Annotated in this window: 22 protein-coding genes; 2 read left to right on the top strand and 20 right to left on the bottom strand. The window is 51.7% G+C overall.

Annotation, left to right across the window (positions count from 1 at the left end):
- Positions 1-2: 2 nt before the first annotated feature.
- The 17 genes from HVY19_RS15325 to HVY19_RS15405 all read right to left on the bottom strand — a co-directional run bounded on the left by HVY19_RS15325 (position 3) and on the right by HVY19_RS15405 (position 14,034).
- A complete protein-coding gene (locus HVY19_RS15325; protein ID WP_181549072.1) occupies positions 3-809 on the bottom strand; it encodes a phage baseplate protein in 807 nt (268 codons plus the stop codon).
- A complete protein-coding gene (locus tag HVY19_RS15330) occupies positions 809-2,395 on the bottom strand; it encodes a hypothetical protein (RefSeq protein ID WP_181681391.1) in 1,587 nt (528 codons plus the stop codon). The genes HVY19_RS15325 and HVY19_RS15330 overlap by 1 nt, the downstream gene beginning before the upstream one ends.
- Positions 2,396-2,548: 153 nt before the next feature.
- Positions 2,549-2,962: a hypothetical protein gene (locus HVY19_RS15335; RefSeq protein WP_181681392.1), complete on the bottom strand. Its 414-nt coding sequence runs from the start codon at positions 2,960-2,962 to the stop codon at positions 2,549-2,551.
- 8 nt (positions 2,963-2,970) lie between these two features.
- Complete coding sequence (locus HVY19_RS15340; protein ID WP_016156265.1) at positions 2,971-3,402, bottom strand: hypothetical protein; 432 nt, start codon at positions 3,400-3,402, stop codon at positions 2,971-2,973.
- A 10-nt stretch (positions 3,403-3,412) separates the two neighbouring features.
- Positions 3,413-4,915, bottom strand: coding sequence for a DUF3383 family protein (locus HVY19_RS15345; protein WP_181681393.1), 1,503 nt, complete (start codon positions 4,913-4,915; stop codon positions 3,413-3,415).
- Positions 4,916-5,404 (bottom strand): hypothetical protein, encoded by a 489-nt coding sequence (locus HVY19_RS15350; protein ID WP_016156263.1) that lies wholly within the window; start codon positions 5,402-5,404, stop codon positions 4,916-4,918. It lies immediately after the preceding gene.
- Positions 5,401-5,757: a hypothetical protein gene (locus HVY19_RS15355; protein ID WP_181681394.1), complete on the bottom strand. Its 357-nt coding sequence runs from the start codon at positions 5,755-5,757 to the stop codon at positions 5,401-5,403. Before HVY19_RS15355 ends, HVY19_RS15350 begins: the two co-directional genes overlap by 4 nt.
- Positions 5,754-6,326, bottom strand: a complete 573-nt coding sequence (locus HVY19_RS15360) for a hypothetical protein (protein ID WP_181681395.1) — start codon at positions 6,324-6,326, stop codon at positions 5,754-5,756. Before HVY19_RS15360 ends, HVY19_RS15355 begins: the two co-directional genes overlap by 4 nt.
- A gap of 20 nt (positions 6,327-6,346) precedes the next feature.
- Positions 6,347-6,709, bottom strand: coding sequence for a DUF4054 domain-containing protein (locus tag HVY19_RS15365; protein ID WP_019076905.1), 363 nt, complete (start codon positions 6,707-6,709; stop codon positions 6,347-6,349).
- Positions 6,710-6,723: 14 nt separating this feature from the next.
- Entirely contained in the window at positions 6,724-7,692 is a 969-nt protein-coding gene (locus HVY19_RS15370; RefSeq protein ID WP_001131969.1) for a major capsid family protein, read from the bottom strand.
- 3 nt (positions 7,693-7,695) lie between these two features.
- On the bottom strand, positions 7,696-8,187 hold the full coding sequence (locus tag HVY19_RS15375; protein ID WP_000142642.1) for a hypothetical protein: 492 nt from the start codon (positions 8,185-8,187) through the stop codon (positions 7,696-7,698).
- 2 nt (positions 8,188-8,189) lie between these two features.
- The gene (locus HVY19_RS15380; protein ID WP_181681396.1) at positions 8,190-9,335 is read right to left on the bottom strand and encodes a DUF2213 domain-containing protein; all 1,146 of its coding nucleotides are present in this window, start codon (positions 9,333-9,335) and stop codon (positions 8,190-8,192) included.
- Between the two features lie 3 nt (positions 9,336-9,338).
- Entirely contained in the window at positions 9,339-10,190 is an 852-nt protein-coding gene (locus HVY19_RS15385) for a phage minor head protein (protein WP_181681397.1), read from the bottom strand.
- Positions 10,191-10,197: 7 nt separating this feature from the next.
- Positions 10,198-11,490: a DUF1073 domain-containing protein gene (locus tag HVY19_RS15390; protein WP_116360017.1), complete on the bottom strand. Its 1,293-nt coding sequence runs from the start codon at positions 11,488-11,490 to the stop codon at positions 10,198-10,200.
- Positions 11,490-12,908 (bottom strand): phage terminase large subunit, encoded by a 1,419-nt coding sequence (gene terL / locus HVY19_RS15395; RefSeq protein ID WP_181681398.1) that lies wholly within the window; start codon positions 12,906-12,908, stop codon positions 11,490-11,492. Before terL ends, HVY19_RS15390 begins: the two co-directional genes overlap by 1 nt.
- Positions 12,874-13,353: a DUF2280 domain-containing protein gene (locus HVY19_RS15400; protein WP_069721560.1), complete on the bottom strand. Its 480-nt coding sequence runs from the start codon at positions 13,351-13,353 to the stop codon at positions 12,874-12,876. The genes terL and HVY19_RS15400 overlap by 35 nt, the downstream gene beginning before the upstream one ends.
- 30 nt (positions 13,354-13,383) lie before the next feature.
- Positions 13,384-14,034, bottom strand: a complete 651-nt coding sequence (locus HVY19_RS15405; RefSeq protein ID WP_181681399.1) for a putative metallopeptidase — start codon at positions 14,032-14,034, stop codon at positions 13,384-13,386.
- 126 nt (positions 14,035-14,160) lie between these two features.
- Here HVY19_RS15405 and HVY19_RS15410 point away from each other — a divergent pair, with 126 nt between their 5' ends.
- Both HVY19_RS15410 and HVY19_RS15415 read left to right on the top strand, forming a co-directional pair.
- Positions 14,161-14,334 carry a DUF2158 domain-containing protein gene (locus HVY19_RS15410; protein ID WP_181681400.1) on the top strand — a complete coding sequence of 58 codons (174 nt, stop codon included), beginning with the start codon at positions 14,161-14,163 and terminating at the stop codon, positions 14,332-14,334.
- 205 nt (positions 14,335-14,539) lie between these two features.
- Entirely contained in the window at positions 14,540-14,755 is a 216-nt protein-coding gene (locus HVY19_RS15415) for a KTSC domain-containing protein (RefSeq protein ID WP_071891841.1), read from the top strand.
- A gap of 3 nt (positions 14,756-14,758) precedes the next feature.
- Here HVY19_RS15415 and HVY19_RS15420 read toward each other — a convergent pair whose 3' ends face one another.
- Genes HVY19_RS15420 through HVY19_RS15430 form a run of 3 tightly spaced genes read right to left on the bottom strand, consistent with a single transcriptional unit; the run spans position 14,759 to position 16,114 of the window.
- Positions 14,759-15,292 carry a DUF2514 domain-containing protein gene (locus HVY19_RS15420; RefSeq protein WP_181681401.1) on the bottom strand — a complete coding sequence of 178 codons (534 nt, stop codon included), beginning with the start codon at positions 15,290-15,292 and terminating at the stop codon, positions 14,759-14,761.
- On the bottom strand, positions 15,292-15,864 hold the full coding sequence (locus HVY19_RS15425; RefSeq protein WP_275376357.1) for a lysozyme: 573 nt from the start codon (positions 15,862-15,864) through the stop codon (positions 15,292-15,294). The genes HVY19_RS15420 and HVY19_RS15425 overlap by 1 nt, the downstream gene beginning before the upstream one ends.
- Positions 15,836-16,114 (bottom strand): phage holin, encoded by a 279-nt coding sequence (locus HVY19_RS15430; protein WP_001568784.1) that lies wholly within the window; start codon positions 16,112-16,114, stop codon positions 15,836-15,838. Before HVY19_RS15430 ends, HVY19_RS15425 begins: the two co-directional genes overlap by 29 nt.
- Positions 16,115-16,290 lie beyond the last annotated feature (176 nt).

A 16,290-nucleotide genomic window follows, 5' to 3' on the forward strand; every position in this document is an offset into this window, starting at 1 on the left:
CATTAGAATAAAGATTTCGCCGCCCCTTTTAACGAGGTCATGACTGATTTTGACCGGCTGGTCCCGTTACTTTTTTTAGAATTATCAGCGGGCGTCTGCGCCCCCTTATTAGCAACACCCGCCGTTTTTGATTTAGCGGCTGCCGACGGCGATTTAAAGTGCTGCTCTATCGGTGCGGTAGTCAGTTGAGTGAAGGAGATTTTTGTAAAACTGGCTTCAAACTTAGTTTCCATCGTTTGATTGTCGGTACTGATGGTCAGGCCGCTTAACGCCATATTTTCATGGGTGCGATAATCCACCTCCACGGAAATAAGCTGCTTGCCGTAGTACACCCCCTCAATGAAGTCGAGAAATTGCTCACGTATACCTTTAGCGCCACCAGTAGACGGGTTGCCCACCAGCCCAAACAGGTCGGCTCCTTTATCAGCCAGGCGTTTTGCCTTTAAGATGGCCTGCTCTGCGCGGTCGGCAATCTCATTCATTTTCTGCAACTGCTGCTGCGTCTTTGCGGGGATATACTCCAGCACCTCACCGTACTTCGAATAATCTGGCATCAGGCTAAAAGAAGAGTTTGGTTTCGCATCGACATAGATATCGGCAACAACACCACTGATTTTTATCGTCAGCGGGCCATTAATAATATCGTCAGACGCATTACTACCATCCTCCAGTACGTCTACAGGAACCTGAGATGGGTATTCAGTAGCGTCACTCACCCGGGCAAACATTGAGAACCCGCCGATCCCTACCTTTTTAACAGTATCTTTGCCCGAAGATTGCGCCTGCATGAGGCCGTCCAGAATTCCCATTAACGCCCTCCTCTGCCACTCAACCGGTTGGCATCCTTCATGTTTTGTTGCAGGCTATCTGCCGCAGTATTCCCGGCGACAACTGGATCGGATGTGTTGATGTGAATCGTGTTCTGCTGGTTGATGCTTGAATTGCTTGTCACGCCACCACCAGCGATCCCCACCGCAGCATTCATGCCGTAAGGAATACCATCAGGACTCATGCCACCGTTACCGCCGCCGGTTACACCCTGTTGCTGTTCATCCTCACCAAACCCGAAGAATGATTTTGTGGCGTTCCAGGCGTTTGAGGCCGCGTTGTTAATCGTGTTTTTGATGGTCTCGCCGAGGTTTGCAAACAGCCCGAGAACCCACTGCATAAACTCATCAAAGGGCTTTCTCAGCAATGCAACACTCTCGGTGAAGGATTTCACAACGTCATCCCAGGCCCCCTGGAAATCCCCTGTGACCAGCTTACTTAGCGCGCTAAAGAGCAGCTTGATATTCTCAATGCCCTGTTTGAATATCTCGATAATGTAATCGACCACCACCATGACAGCGTCTTTAATCGCCAACAAACCTGGGACGATATCGATCCCCCAGGTGTCTTTGAAGAAATCAGCAATAACACTTTGGCCGCCTTCCATAGCAGTCAGCAAATCATCGATAACCAGAACGATGCCCAGTATGGCTGCGGTGATAAGGACTACTGGTGACATCAGCACGCCCATTACTGTTGCCAGTCCTCCGGTAACCAACCACCACGCGGCAAATGCAATGGTGATAGCAGCAACTATCGGCAGGAATCGGCGGATCATCCCCATGACGGAGAAAATAATTTCTCCAAGATAGGTCAATCCGTTTTTGATGAGATCCTTGTTTGCAATGAGAAAGTCCGTAAACCCATCCACCAGGTCTTTCAGCACTGGCACAAATCCGACGGCAACCTGAAATTTGATACCATCAAAACCTTTCCCCAGCGTAGTCAGAGAATCGTTGTAGGCCGCAAACTGATCGGCCTGGTCTTGCGTCACAACACCAAGCGCCTCAGCCTTGTTCTGCAACGATGATATTTCTTCGCCCGTCATGGATAGCAACTGCACCATGGAACGGTCTATACCCATCTTATCCAGAACAGAAAACTTCTCTGCCTGGCTCATGCCGTGCAGTTTGTCGGCCAGTTCACGAAAAATCACATCGGAGTTTTTTACCTGCCCGTTCATATCCTTGAACTGAAGGCCCAGCCTTTCAGCAACGTCTTTTGCTTCCCCCTCTCCGGTGGAAACGAACTCCCCCACTCTTTTTGTCATCTCACCGAGCGAAGCCTGCAACGCATCAACACTTGAACCATTTACGGACGCCGCGTAACCCAGTGTCTGAACGGTCTCGATCGCCACACCCGTTTCCCGGGAGAACTGGACCAGCGGATCAATAGACTGACTGACAGACGTCACCCAGCCAGCAACTCCTGCAGCCGAACCGGCGATAGCAGCCCCAAGACCGGCAAGCAGACCAATAGACGCTTTCAGATTCGCATTGAAGGTTTCCTGCGGCGCCAGATCACCGATAAAGCCGAATTTGGTAATAAGCTCGTTAACTATCGCCATTCCGCGCCTTCTCCATCTCGTAGTGTTGAATGTCTGCGCTGATATTCTCGAACTCAAGCATGTCAAACAGCTCAGGTGTGTCTAATTTAACAAGTTCGTGATAGGGGCCGTATCCGGCCTTTGATAGCGCCAGATACATGCTCATGTCGTCGCTTATGTTCGAGGATTTAACGTAAATTTCTGAACGTCTGGAGCTTCTGAACGTGAGTTCATATTGCTCCCGCCCATAAAAGGCAGGCTGATAACCTGAAGCGCTGTTGTGATTAGCATGACGTAATCACCAGGGTAGGATTCGAAGTGTTCCGGCTGCTTGGACAGTTGCACACCGTCAAACAGAACGTAATCGGACATCAGGCGTTCAATTTCCTCGAATCGCTCTGAGTCCAGAAACTCAAGAGACTGCCGCGATAACTCAGAGGCAATGCCTGTGAAGAAGGCAAAAACCTTGCGGCGTTTTTTGTGCGTCATCGCTGCAAAGTCGTAGCGGTTGCCGTTAATCTCAGCAAAACCGTCATCGTAGACCGCCTTGATCATCTCGAGTGCTTTTTTCTGCTGTTCTTTAGACATATCTGGCCTTATACGTTACGCACGACATTGCGGTACTCAATGGTGTATTCCATTAGTGCGTTAACGTCCTGGTTGTTTTTGGTTTGCGTCGGTTGTGTAGTGATAGAACCGGCCTGTAGATCGTAGGTTTCCTTCAGTGCCGCACCGTCGCGCACGAACGACTCTTTAACTGAGCCGTTAAGGACAACGGGGATCGCGGCGTTGCGCTGCTGGTTAAGCCAGATATCATCGTTAGAAAATTTCTGGACACGTATCACCATCACATGCACCCCGGCATCAACACGCCCGGAGATTGTGACGCCGTTATTCGCACTATTGGCGCGGCTTGTAAGCGGATTGGATGGCGTCAGCGTGACGTAGTCCCCCGCAGCGATATCCGTGATGATTCGCCCATTCAGAACGATGGTCGCGGTATCTGCACTGATAACAATCTGAGACATTTACCGCTCCTTATTTATTGAAATTGATGATGATATCGGCACTGTGAACAGCACCAGCATTCTTCACTGCTACCTGAACAACCGGGGATTTGCGTTCCTGCCTGTCTGCGGTTGACTGGTCTTTCAGGTCACCGGCCAGCACGTAATACCCGTTTTGCTCGATATTTCGCAGAAACATATCCCGATCCCCGAAGAAGTCAGGCAGCGTCCAGGTACCCGGATTGAACACCCCAGCCTTCACAAACCCATGCGTGGTTTTCTCTACACAGTCCTCTAACTGATCAACGCCATAATAGGTTTGTGGGACTTTAGTCGGCGTGGTTTTAAGGAGGTTGAAGGAATCCGTCTGCACTGCGTCAACGTAGGCCATCAGGTTATAGACGTTGTCGACAAAATCATTAGCACCGCTCGACAGCACGCAGGGAACGTCTTTAATCGTGGTGTAGATGTCGAGACCTACGCGCTTCGCTTTGTCGATCTCCGTCTGCTCATAACTTTCGGCCGGCACGTTCATCGTTTTGAGGTGCAAAGTGATTGCAGTGCGTTCTCCGTTGAAATTAACGGTATGCGTGCGCGCCATATAGCTGACACCAAATTTCCGGTTGCCTGCTTTGCTGTAGAGCATGCGGAAATTACTCTGGCTGGCGAGTGTGACCGCCCATGCAGGGTTAGTCGGGTCAACTTCCAGAGCTGCCAAACCGGTAAATGTCTCATACACGATTACCGCATTCGCTTTAGCCCATGAAGCGATCAACGGCACCTGCACATCGAGAATTTTGTCGATGAAAGCTGCACCTTTTATGTTGACCTGTGCTTTAAGTTTACTGAGAGACTCCAGTTGTGTTTCAGGTGAAATCTCAGTTGATGCGCTACCATTTACCAGCGAAGCGCCGGAACCCTCCGCAACCGCCAGCAGATCGCCAATAAAAGAGCCACCATCCAGCACTGTCGGATAACCAACAACAGAGTTAGTCCCTGTCGATTTGCTGGTAATCGCTATACGGCTGCCATCAAAAACAACCGATGCAACATCTGGCGTAATTTTCGCCTGGATTTGGGCGATTACATCTGCCAGTGTCGTCGCCGTCATGCCATTAATTTCGGTCACATCGTGCTTCGTACCGTCAATCTCAATACTGAATGACCAGTCAGACTTCTCGCGTAACGCTGGCAGTAAGACCGCCTGAGAAATCTCACCGCCACGCAGTACACCGCTGGTCGCAGGCAGCGTTTCCCCGGCAGCGTTCCAGTAACCGACGATCAGCGTGCCGCCCGCGGATACCGGGTTAGGACTGGTCCCGAAAAACACATTCGCAAAAGCTGCGGTGACCGAAGAAGCCCCCCAGTCCTGTTCGACAGCAGATGCACTTTTGTATGAACGCCAGCGTTCAGCGGTGCTCAATACGCCCGTCTGGCTGGTCAGAATTGCGCAGACGTTGATGTTATCGCGCGCCGCCGCCCGCCCCTCTTCGAGAAGCGTCACATTAATGACGTTATTAATTGATGCCGACATTTATTTGTCCTCTAAAAATTGAAACTGCGGCGTATCGATGCGCAGCGTCTGCACGTCCCGAGCAGGGGCATACTGAACATTGAAACTCAGGTGAACACGATTACCGTGGGACTGCCCCAGGAGTTGCCCCACATCGATGATGTTTGAGACAGCCATGATGGTGAGTGAATGCGTGCGGCGCAGTTCGTTCGCGTGCTGGCTTTCACTCAGCATCAGGAAGCTTTCAGCGTTGACGTAAGCCTTATCCCCGTAAAACTCCAGTACAATCGCGTGGCTCACTGAGGCGCTATATGTCATCACTTCAGCGTCACCATTAAAGCGCTGGCCCCGGGCCAGCACTGATTGCGGTAGTGAGCCGTTTACCACGATATAACTGGTGGAAAAGTCGGACGCCTGCACGTTCCGACGGTCGAACTTGATCAGTTGCTCGTCGTAGTCCAGAAGGTCACGCACGAAACGCGCGACAGCTTTCAGATGGGGTTGTGTCATGGCGTTGGCACCAGTAGCGAGAGCCGGGTTTCCTCGGCGATGACAGCGCAGAATCCGTAATCCATAAAATCGGCCGGGGACACGACTTTGTAGTCCTTGCCTCCCTTCTCAATAAACTGACCGGTTTCAATTTTCAGCCGTGCATGAATCAGCAGATATTCTTTCGACCAGTCCAGGCTATCCAGCGTCAGATTCTCTTTGTTCGCACTTTGCACCACCGCCAGAATGTCCTGGCTGTTAACAGTCACGACCGGTTCAAAATCGATGGTGGTTTCAGTGCGGGTTTTGAGTTTTACAGGCTGTTCCCAGCCGATTAACGCTTCGCTCATATCAAGGTCTGATAAGTCGCTCACTTACGAACCTCCCACGTTATGGCACCACGCAGGGCGCCTGTATCAATTAACGGCGCAGACGATCCTTTAGCCTTTTTAGTTGCAGCAGTGATATCCGGCCACGTGCCATACCCGGCAGTCTCAAAGGCCTTCACGCTGATATTTCGCGCCGTCGCGCCTATCAAATTTAAAGCGGTGTCAGCATCCATACACCCGGAGCCTACGGCTTCACAGGCCTTTTCGATTGCCCGATTAATTTCCGACTTTTTGAGGGTGAAAGGAGCGCGAAGAAAGGAGCGTTCGGGAATAGTTATCTTGTGGGCTGCCGTAAAGCCGCTAACCGGTCCCATGAAGGTCTTGCGGGTAAACGTAGCTTTTCCACCGGTTGCCATATACCCCGTCCCGCCAGGGTGATCGATTTCAGCACCGAACTCGTGAACCGCCCCGATCTCAATTATCGATGTTCCGTCATCGTGGGTTTTATTTCCCACCTTGCCCGCTGGCAAACCTACTGCAACGTAATGCGTTTTCATCGCCTGCAGGTTCTTCAGGTATTCGGTGGTAAGCTTTAGCGTTTCTTCCGGAGTCATAAAAAACCACTCCCTGATAACTACCGTATTGCCAGTACATGCACACCTACCAGCTTACGAAGCCTCAGGTACTCCTGACCGAATGAGCTTGAGCCGTATCCATCATGGCTGGCCCCAAACCCGGCATCGGGCGCAGAGTAGCCCAGAGACACACCTGCAACGGATCGGCTGGTGATTGTCTGTAGGGGTTTCCCGTTACTACTTCCGGAGGGAGTGAGCGCGCCAGCCGCATACAGCAGATGCGCCGCTAAAGCATGAAGCCCTTGCTCGTAGAGCTTGTTCCACACCTTGCGGCTCATCTGGTTAGCTGCATCCTGTAGCGCCCCCTCTATGCGTGCAGGGGCAACACTGGCGAACTCGGGGTAACGAACGGTGAATTCCATGCTACCCCCTGTGATTACTCTGCCGGAGAGGATTTGTAATCCACGTACACCGCGGACTGCGGCTGTTTCCACATCGCGCCACCGAAGGCAGAACGATAGCCACACTCATATGTCAGCAGATCACGCTGTCGTGCCGCCAGCAGCTCCGGCATATGCACTTCCATTTCGACGTAATCGGCTTCGTAGGTGTATATGGCCAGGCGGGTTTTACCCGATTTGATACCTACCGCGTAATTGCTCGGGACTTTCACGAAAGTAATGTTGAAGGACTCATTACCAGAAGCCTTACGCAGCGCCGCCATAATGCGATCCATCGCCGCAATCGGGAGCAGGTCAGTACCCACAACAATCGGATTCGGGTCGAATTTCTGCATGGCGAGCATAAAGTCGCTGGCGTCCATGGCGATATGCGTTGGCTGAATACGGTAACTGGATTTGCGCCATGCCGCGTTGTAAGCATCCAGCACCAGTTTCACGAACCCATCAGAGGTCATTTCGGCAATGGTTTTGCCTGACGTGTCGGTGATAAGCTGAACCATCGTCCCTGTCAGCAACCCTTCCTGACCTTTAACGCCGCGATGGCCGACGTAACCCGCATACTGGATGGTTGCAAGGGCGTTGGCATACAGATCATCCTGCTTTTTGGTCTGCAGGTTGATGTTCAGACGTGCGATTTTCTCCAGTTCCTGTTGAGTCCAGGTAGCGGCTTTAGCCCACTGGCCGACAGGTGCTTTCAGCCATTCGATATCACTATCAATGGTTTTCAGGCTGTTTGTCTTGTTACCAATGATGCCGTCTTTAACCGAACCGACCACTTCGGATACACCGAAATCCACATAGTCCCGAGAGAAATCGAGGCCTTCTTTAACCGGGAGGGCTTCACCGATGTTGATCTCTGGCAGTTCTTTTTCCTGCAACTGCATATCACGCTCAGTTAGCGCTTCCTGCAGCACTTCTTCGAAATCTGCTGATTCCATAGGCATTGGTTATGCTCCTTCCGTCTGCTGAACTGCCTGTTGTACGTAGCCCAGGGTGATAGCCACGCAGTTATTACCCGCGCTTACATCTTCCACCCAGTAGCCTAAATCAATATTTCCGGCTGCTTCTGTCGTCACCTTTCCGGCATCGGCGCCCGTCGCCACGATGTATGCCGCCGCGCCACGAGTAAAATCAGCGTCATCGACTGTCAGCGCGCCAACACAATCGCCGTGGGAAAAATGCCCGACGTTGACCTGCTTGTTGTGCGGTGCACCATCACCGTAGATATCACGCACCACAATCCCATGAATGCGTTTGCCAGCTGCGAGAGGCATCACGCCGCCGTCCGGGTTGACAGCTACAAACGTGCCGTAGGGCAACTTCGTTTCGGTCAGGTTCTCTTCCCCCCAGACTTTGTCGTTAGAGCTGGAGGCGCGTTTGATTGAACCCGGTTTAATAGTGCCGTCGGCACCATCCCAGTCAGTGAATCCGAAAGTCATAGTTATTTACCCCCAAGGCGTTGAGTTGCGGTTTTAGTGCTTTTGTTCGCGGAGTCGTTAAACAGATGAGCACCGATTTCACTGCGTGGCTTCGAGGTGGCCTGAATGGCTGCATAAGCCGCACGGACTTCGCTGTCAGTCATTGCTTTGACCTCAGCATCGTTAAATGCTTTAGTGCTCACCAGTACGGCGGCGCGCACGTCACGCGCTGATTTGGCATCATTGAAGCTGACTTTAGGGAAACGGGCTTTCGCGTCTGCCAGCGTGGTGCTGGTTTCATTGCCGGATTTCAGCTGTTCCAGTTCTTCTTCCAGCGTTTTAATTTTCGCTTTCAGATCGGCGTTTTCGGTTTCCAGCGCAGTGATTTTTGCGTCCTTGTCATCACCACCAGCGGCAGGATCTTCATCGTTCGGCGATGGTGCCCCCGTCATGCCTTCCAGTTGGGTTTTAAGGTCAGCGAGTTGCGCCAGCACTTCCTGAGCCTTTGCCGTCGCCTCGTCAGTCCCTTGCCCCTGGAGTTCTTGCAGTGCTTTTTCCAGCGCGGCGATCATGCCGACCAGTTCGTCAGGAGTTAGCGCTGCACCGTCCGCATCCTTCAGTTTTTTGCCCTTCAGGAAACTCAGGGCGTCAGTTAATGTTTTGAACATCGGCTTACCTTTTTTGTCGTTTAACTTACACTGAGGCCCGTAGCGCCCCTCTGCCACGCCCGCGACATGATTGCCGCGAATGTTGATGTGGTAATACTTCCCGCCTCTTTCCTCGAGTTCAGCAGGCTCATATCCAACGGATACTTCACGTATCCCCGTTTCTTCCAGCGTCTTAATTGCAACGGCATCCGTCAGATAAACGTCGCAGACCACCTCGCCGCCCTCGATACGGGTATTGGCGATATGCCCGGATGCTTTGTCTTTGTGGTCAGTGGCGGTGACTTCCCCGTCGTCGGGGTGCGTTATGGTGAACGGGAGGCCATTGAATGAAGCGAGTGTTTCAGGTTTTGATAATTCGTCGAGAGTGCGGACAACAGTGATTTTTTTGTTGGCATCGCTGCCAGTGAGCCCCAGCTCGTGACCGTAATATTCAATCGGCCCGGCGCGGGTGATCGTCGCAGTGGTAATCACATACCCCTGCGGTGTTCGTTTCCACTTCATTGATTAATCCCATGAGACGTAAGGGAGAGCCAGGCACCGGCATTGATAGTCTTCTCCTGGCTTACCGATAAATGCTCCGATGGTGGAACGTTTCTTCCACGTTTTTCCGCCGTCGTCTGAATAAACTGTCGGATCCGAATATTTGCAAAGCATACCGTTCAGAACGAAATGGTTTTCCCGTTCACGTTCGTCGCCAGTACCTCCCCACTCATACAGGTCAAGACCAAGCGCCACATTGCGCGCTTCAGTCAGGTCTGCGTTCAGTTTTGAGGTCTGGTCACGAGCGATGAACTTTGCACGATTGCGGGTGACCTCCCCACGCTCCTTAATCAGGTCAATGAGGTTTTCATGTCGGCCACCGCCTTTCATGTTCTCGAAAACCGCCGCGCCGATATCGTGGATAAAGTCGGTATGGATGGAGGTGATCAGGTCAACGTTGTCATTAACCGCCTTTTCCATTTCTGGCTTTATCGCGCCATCGCCGAGCATCCCGGTCAGATCAATCCCAAAAGCCTGAGAGAAAGTGCGCTGCGTCTGCTCTTTGTTCTGCAGGTTTGCCCGTGTAACGAATCCGGCAGAGAGTCGGGCGGCAACCTCCTGAATTGAAATGCTCGCCAGACGCTGCATGACAGCGGAAAGACGCGTCGTAATCGAGAGAGGTGTGCTATCAGGGGCATCGGCAATCACAGGCTTACCCAACTCGTCAATAAACGCCTGGACCATGCTGTCGATAAAATCCGTCAACCTGTCCCGATACCATACCTCTGCTCGCTTACTGGCGGTCGGTGGACGCATTCGCCGACGACGCGGTTTCAAACGTCCCTGCTTACGCTCAAGAAGCAGTTTTAATTCCATAATCCCCTCAGAAGCCAGCATTCGCCCCGGCGCTGACTATCGCCTTGATTTCAGCTTCGGTAACAGTCTTCAGCACGCCGCGGTTTACCATCTCCCTGATGGCAACCTCTTCCGTCAGAATTGACGACGTTACCAGCGTATTGAAGCCCGTCGCATACTGGCTAAACCGGTTAGCTTCGTCAGCCTCGTTAATGCTGTCGATTGTCGGGTATTCGTAGGTAAGGCTTTCCGTAATGGCGAGTTTGTCCAGCGTGAACTGGTCGGCGAAATCCTGCATAGGGCGAAGCCGGGACTCCTGCAGACCGTTAATCGTCTCGTAATAGGATTTATTGTCTTCCTCGCCACTACTGAACCCGCTGGCCGACTCACCAAACAGAACCGTTATCGGTCTGTCCAGCGCCCCGGCCAGCACAATCGCCATCTTGCTGATCACATCCGACAGCCCGGTAAATTGCGCGTTTTTCTGCTCATAGCGCCCCTGCGCCTGAGTATCACCAGCATCAATCAATAACATCCCTGTTGAAGATTTGGTGTCCTTCATCACCCTGGCGTACTCGCGCACCTGTCCTTCCTGACCCGCTGCGATCTGGTTATTCATGCCGGGGATAAACAGCACATCGACATTTGCTTCCTGAATGGTGTCGCCGGTGCTCAGGATTGCAGTGTCGAACGTTTTGATATGCTCGTAGGGCGCCTGAAGGTCTGACGTGCCAAACTTCGCGCGATCCTTAATGCTGTGATTTCCAAGCTTCGTTCGGCAGCAGCGGCTATGGTGAAATCTGAGTTGCTTCGTTCCGACGTCAAGTTGATACGTCAGCGGTTCACCAAAACAGTCCGAACGTATGTCAGTGATGACATTACTGTCCGGCGTGTACTCACCTTTTCGAAACACCAGGAATTTAACGATATCTTCGCTCTGCAAATTGAGCGGTAAGGCGATCTGGTCATCGGCACAATCAGTGATAGCCACGATTAGCGAATCTCCCAGCAGGGAGGCCCACCCCAGCGCGCTGTGAAAGACTGCGTTCAATTTCAGTTCTTTTTCGGCATCAGCGATGCGCTTGGTTATGGAGCTATCGACATCGCCCGAAAATTTACGGGGCAACTTCAGCATGTCGTCGGCGGTTTTGTTGATGTACTTTTTAACCACCCACGATTTTTTATACATCGCGAGCAGCTCTTTATCAGGTACGTCAGGCTTACTGCTGCTATACCGCACTGCGCCAATCTTCTCGCCGAGCGAGGTCATTAAGCTAACCAGGCCATCATTCAGACGACCAACGATATTTTTTTTCGTCATTACATGATGTCCAGTGGGCTGAGTGTTTTTCTCTGATACAAATCGCGTAGCCCCTGCGTCATTGCATCGACAACGTCATCGTTCGCGCCGACAGGGAACGTGGTAATTTCCTCGACCGTCTCGGTGATCCACGGTGCGATGTCTTTATGGGGAAGGAAAACGTTACCCGCTTCCCATACAGCGGTGATCGCATGCGCACGGGCAACTTTGCTGCCGTCCGGTTCAACAGGAACAAGCCCCGCAACGGTGCTTTTCAGCGAATCAATAACCGCCGGTCCGTTGGCTTTGTCCTCCACCAGCTTGCGCAGGCCTTTGGGGTATTCGTCGGCCATGCGTTTAACGGCTTTGAGTGTTGCGGTAAAGCTCATGCGCGCGCGCACCTGGTGAAGCAGATAAGCATTGGCGCCTTTTTTACCCCATACCTGCCCGACAACGTAGTCGGTGCCCTCGCTGTCTTTGAAGGTCATATCCCAGCTATGGACGACAATATCGAAGTTGGTCGGCAAGTCTTTCGGGAGGTAATACTTGATCCACTCGTCTTTGAAGATTGAGCCGCCGGCCTGTTTTGGTGACTGCTGATACATCGCAGACCAGAAGTAATCCCCGAGAATGGTTTTGGTTTCGAGCAGCTTTTCTTTCGGGTGCAGTTCAGGCACCAGCGCTTCGCCCTGCTCATTGATAGCAGGGAACGCCAGCACCTTGGCGCGCGGCGTGATTTCCACCACACGCCCGGATAAGTCATCCGTCGCCCAGCGGGTCGCCATGATGATTTCGCCGCTGTTTTTCGACAGACGCGTTTTAAACGTGGAAACGTACCAGTTCCAGATAGATTTTTTGGTCGTCGGGCTGAGTGCTTCTTTGGCGTTTTTTATCGGGTCATCGATGATACCGAGATCGATTTTCTTACCCGTTAACGGGCCGCCTACGCCAGCACAAACATACGTCCCCTTATGGTTGGCTATACCGAATTCGTCAGTGTTACGCTTTACGGCCACACCATCAGTTGGCTTATTTCCCAACCAGGCACCCGGAAATATGTTGCGGTATTCCGGCGTAGACATAATGCGCTGAACATCGGAGTTCATATCTCCGGCAAGGTCAGCAGAGTATGACAGCGCACCTACGCGCATTTCAGGATATTTTCCGAAGAAATACGCTGGCAGATAACGCGAAACGATATCCGATTTACCATGCTGAGGCGGCGCACCAAGAATCAGTATCGGGCGCAGCCCGTTCATCATATCCAGCAGGAACTGATCCAGAGCATCGCAGACCGTCTGAGAGAACTTGCTGGTGATGTATTCGGGATTAATGTACTGAATGAAGTCGTGGAGGCTGGCCCGGGCGTTGCGCCGCTTGAGTAACTCTGCCGCTGCTTCCTGCTTACTTACCAGCGATAATTGCGGCGAGCTGCTCATCAGTCAGATCCTCCGCGCTTACTGTGTGATTATGCTGTATGGGCTCACCATTCGGGCCTGAATGTTCAAGCTTCTGCTTGTTGCTATATGCCTCGCCAACTTCTTTCGCGGCCTGTTCGAGGAGTTGGGCCGTCATACCGATATTTTTCATATTCTCAGCGGTCATCGACATCCTTTGCAGGACACGCAGCCGGTAGGCTTTATTGGCGATCGGGATATCTGAAATTTCATTCTGGAAGCGTTCGCGAGTTGCGTTGAACAGATCAACCCATTTTTTTGCTAACCCTTTTCCACTCACCTTCGTCGGATCGTGCGATTCGACTTGCTGCGGGGTGACTTTTATGCCGAAATCTTTTTGGATAGCGTCAACAACAATCGACAGGGTGTCATAGCACGCAAGCATTTGAACAATGGCAGCCTTCACCTCTGGTTTTAGCGCAGCCATAAATCACCATCCTTCCAAAGCATTCCAAATTTATGCCAGTTTCAACATGCACGTCCCGCACGCTCTGGCGATGTTAAGTTTTGCCACCTCTGCAGGTTGATTGGCTGCGTCCACCAGTTCTTGCACATCGGTGCTCGCTCCGTATCTACGCACAACACCAACGAACTCTTCGACATCGTGGCCACGCAGTTTAAGCACTGGCTGCCCGGTCTCTTTATTGAACTTTGGCGCGCCATAGTCATCGGTGGCCTGGGCGATGTGGTAAAGCTCATGCTCTACCAGTGCGCAGAATTCGAGGTCGCTGCATTGTGAGCAGTAGTCGGCTGCAAGCGTGATGATGAATTTCGGGATGCGCCCGAACCATTCATACATTTGCTGTTCCATTCTGGCTTTCTGCCACCCACCGGCACGAAGCATTACCTGTTCGGCCTGACCGAGAACATATCGCCCTTTTTTCGCGAACGATTCTGAAGCCCACATAAAGCACAAATCAGCTTCAATTAAATGGGCGTGGTCAGGATTATGGATGCTTCCGCTATCGCTGAGGATTTGTCGGCTTATCCACTCATGCACTTCATTGGCGGGGATCAATCTGGTGTAGGGCTGCCAGTTATCGGGGCCAATGAAATTAACTGGTGGAAGTGGGCGTTGCGGAAGCTCACTCGAGGACGGTTTTGCCATAAAGATCTCTAGCTTTTATAAAGTTGTCAGTACATATTGGTTATGCAAATCAATGGGGCGCTAGCGTCATGGCATCCCTATCTACAAGTTAAGGCGATCAATTTCTTTTTTGATATGGAGGATTAAATGTCTGAAAAATTGGAAGATGGAACCGTTGTCCAATTGAAGTCCGGTGGCCCCCTGATGACCGTAAGCTACTTTGATGACGAACGTAATCAGTACTATTGCGAATGGTTCGTTAAAGATGAACGGAAATCAGGATTTTTCAGCGGGACCTCTCTCGCTAAGTCGGACCACTGAGAATCAGCAATATTAACGTCACATTATCGAAGCCACTCCTCGGAATGGCTTCTGTAATGCCATCAGGTCTCACTTGCAAGCTCAACCAAATCTTTGAAGTCCTGGCACATATCCAGTCGATGACCATGATCGTCGACAAAGTTATACCCTTTGAATAGCTCTACGATTTCCTCGGGACTTTTCCCATTCAAACGAGGAAACTGCTTTGATTCGTCAACCTGTTTCATCTTCTAATCTCCAATCAGTAGGTTATGACCAGGCCACTTCAACGCTGGAAATTGCATTCCATAGCAGTGGCATTTATCAATACTCTCGGGTTCCTTCTGCCGTGCACACGGCGCTAATGAATGCACCGTCAAAAGGTCAGTATTTTGATGCCCACATCAAAAAAGCTGGCTACCCTTATCGCAAAGTTGGCTAACAGCTAGCGGGGATTCGTCCCCGCTTTTTGCCACTTCCTGTTATTCGACTGTCTCACCGAATCGTAAATGCGTTCACATGTCATCCCGGCGGCATAGCGTTCGTCAGCGATTCCAGCATATCGTTTAGCTTCTGCTGCAATATCTCCGAGCATGTTGGCGAGCATTCCGGCGTCGGCTCCGGCTGTTTTGCTTCTGACGGTAGCGGCAAGATCTGCGGTGTGCTTTGCGGCATCCAGGCGGGTGGCAAGTTTTGTTGTCTCGGTGCGCAGCTTGCTAACAGTGGCAGACAGGCCAGCAGCAGTGGCAGCAGATTTAGCGGCTTGTGCTTGTGCATCTTTTACAGCCTCATCACGGGCAATAATGCGCCCTTGTTCAATCATGCGGGCTGCGGTCTGCGCGTTCGCTGTTTGCGATGATTCCGCGCTGTCACGTTCCGCCCACTTCTTTTCCCAGCCGCGGTTATTCCATACGCTACCAGCAATAAACGCAGAGACCACCAGCAATGCAACGACAATAAGTTGAGAGCGCAGGTTCATCAGAACACTCCCGGAACTGACACCGGAATGCCAGGGTTAAGCGGCCCGAGTCCATCCCCCAGAACCTGAGGTTTCTCTGCCCACAGGCAAACTTCACGCTCAATCTCACGCCTCGTGATTAAACCCTTCCACTGCTTACCACCGGCATATGTCCAGCGTCGCAGTTGTTCACATGCGCCTTTCGAATCACCCAGGTTGATTTTTCGTAGCAGTGTGGAGGCTTTGAAGTTTCCCGCGCCAACGTTATACACAAATGAGTACAGCGCCCCCCTCATCGTTTCGGGGATAGGAGCGTTGATATATGGGTTAATCTGACGGGCGACAATATTCAGGTCTTTATCCAGCAGCGCCTGGCACTCTGCTTTGGTGTAGGTCTTGCCGAGAATAATATCTTTACCAGTATGGCCCCAGCAGACAGTCCAGACCCCAACAACATCCCGATAAGGCTGATAGCGCACACCTTCAAGGCCATCATTACCCGTTGGGCCAGTAATCAACGCCGCAGCGATAGCAATAGCGCCAGCGGGTATAGCTGCAATAACGCTATTCTTCAGCTTTTGTGGCATAGCCATTGCGACGATCCTCCCGTTCTTTCCAGCGGAAATACCAGTTCACTGCACAGGTAATAACAGTGCATGCGATACCGACAATAATTGCCCAGTCGCTCAGGCTTAACCCTGCAATTCTGTCGGCCAACATCCAGGACACCTCTTTTGCTGTTTTAGCTGTTTCGGCATATGCCTTCGCTGATACACCGCAGCCGGTCAGCGTGGTTCCTGTTCCATATGAAAGTCTGCTGTAAATGGTGCTCATTCTGGTCATAGCCTCACCTCCGATTTTTCGGATGGCGCTGTGTGTGTATGAAAAGGGTCAGGCTTCACGGGCTGGATTTATCAACAAAGCACGTAGTGATTGATTCCCGTGATCCTGAAAATAGAAAAGGCCACGCAAATGCGCAGCCAATAGTCGATTTATTACCGGGATATTTAACCACGCCC

The organism is Citrobacter sp. RHB25-C09, from assembly GCF_013836145.1.
Taxonomy (GTDB): Bacteria; Pseudomonadota; Gammaproteobacteria; order Enterobacterales; family Enterobacteriaceae; genus Citrobacter_A.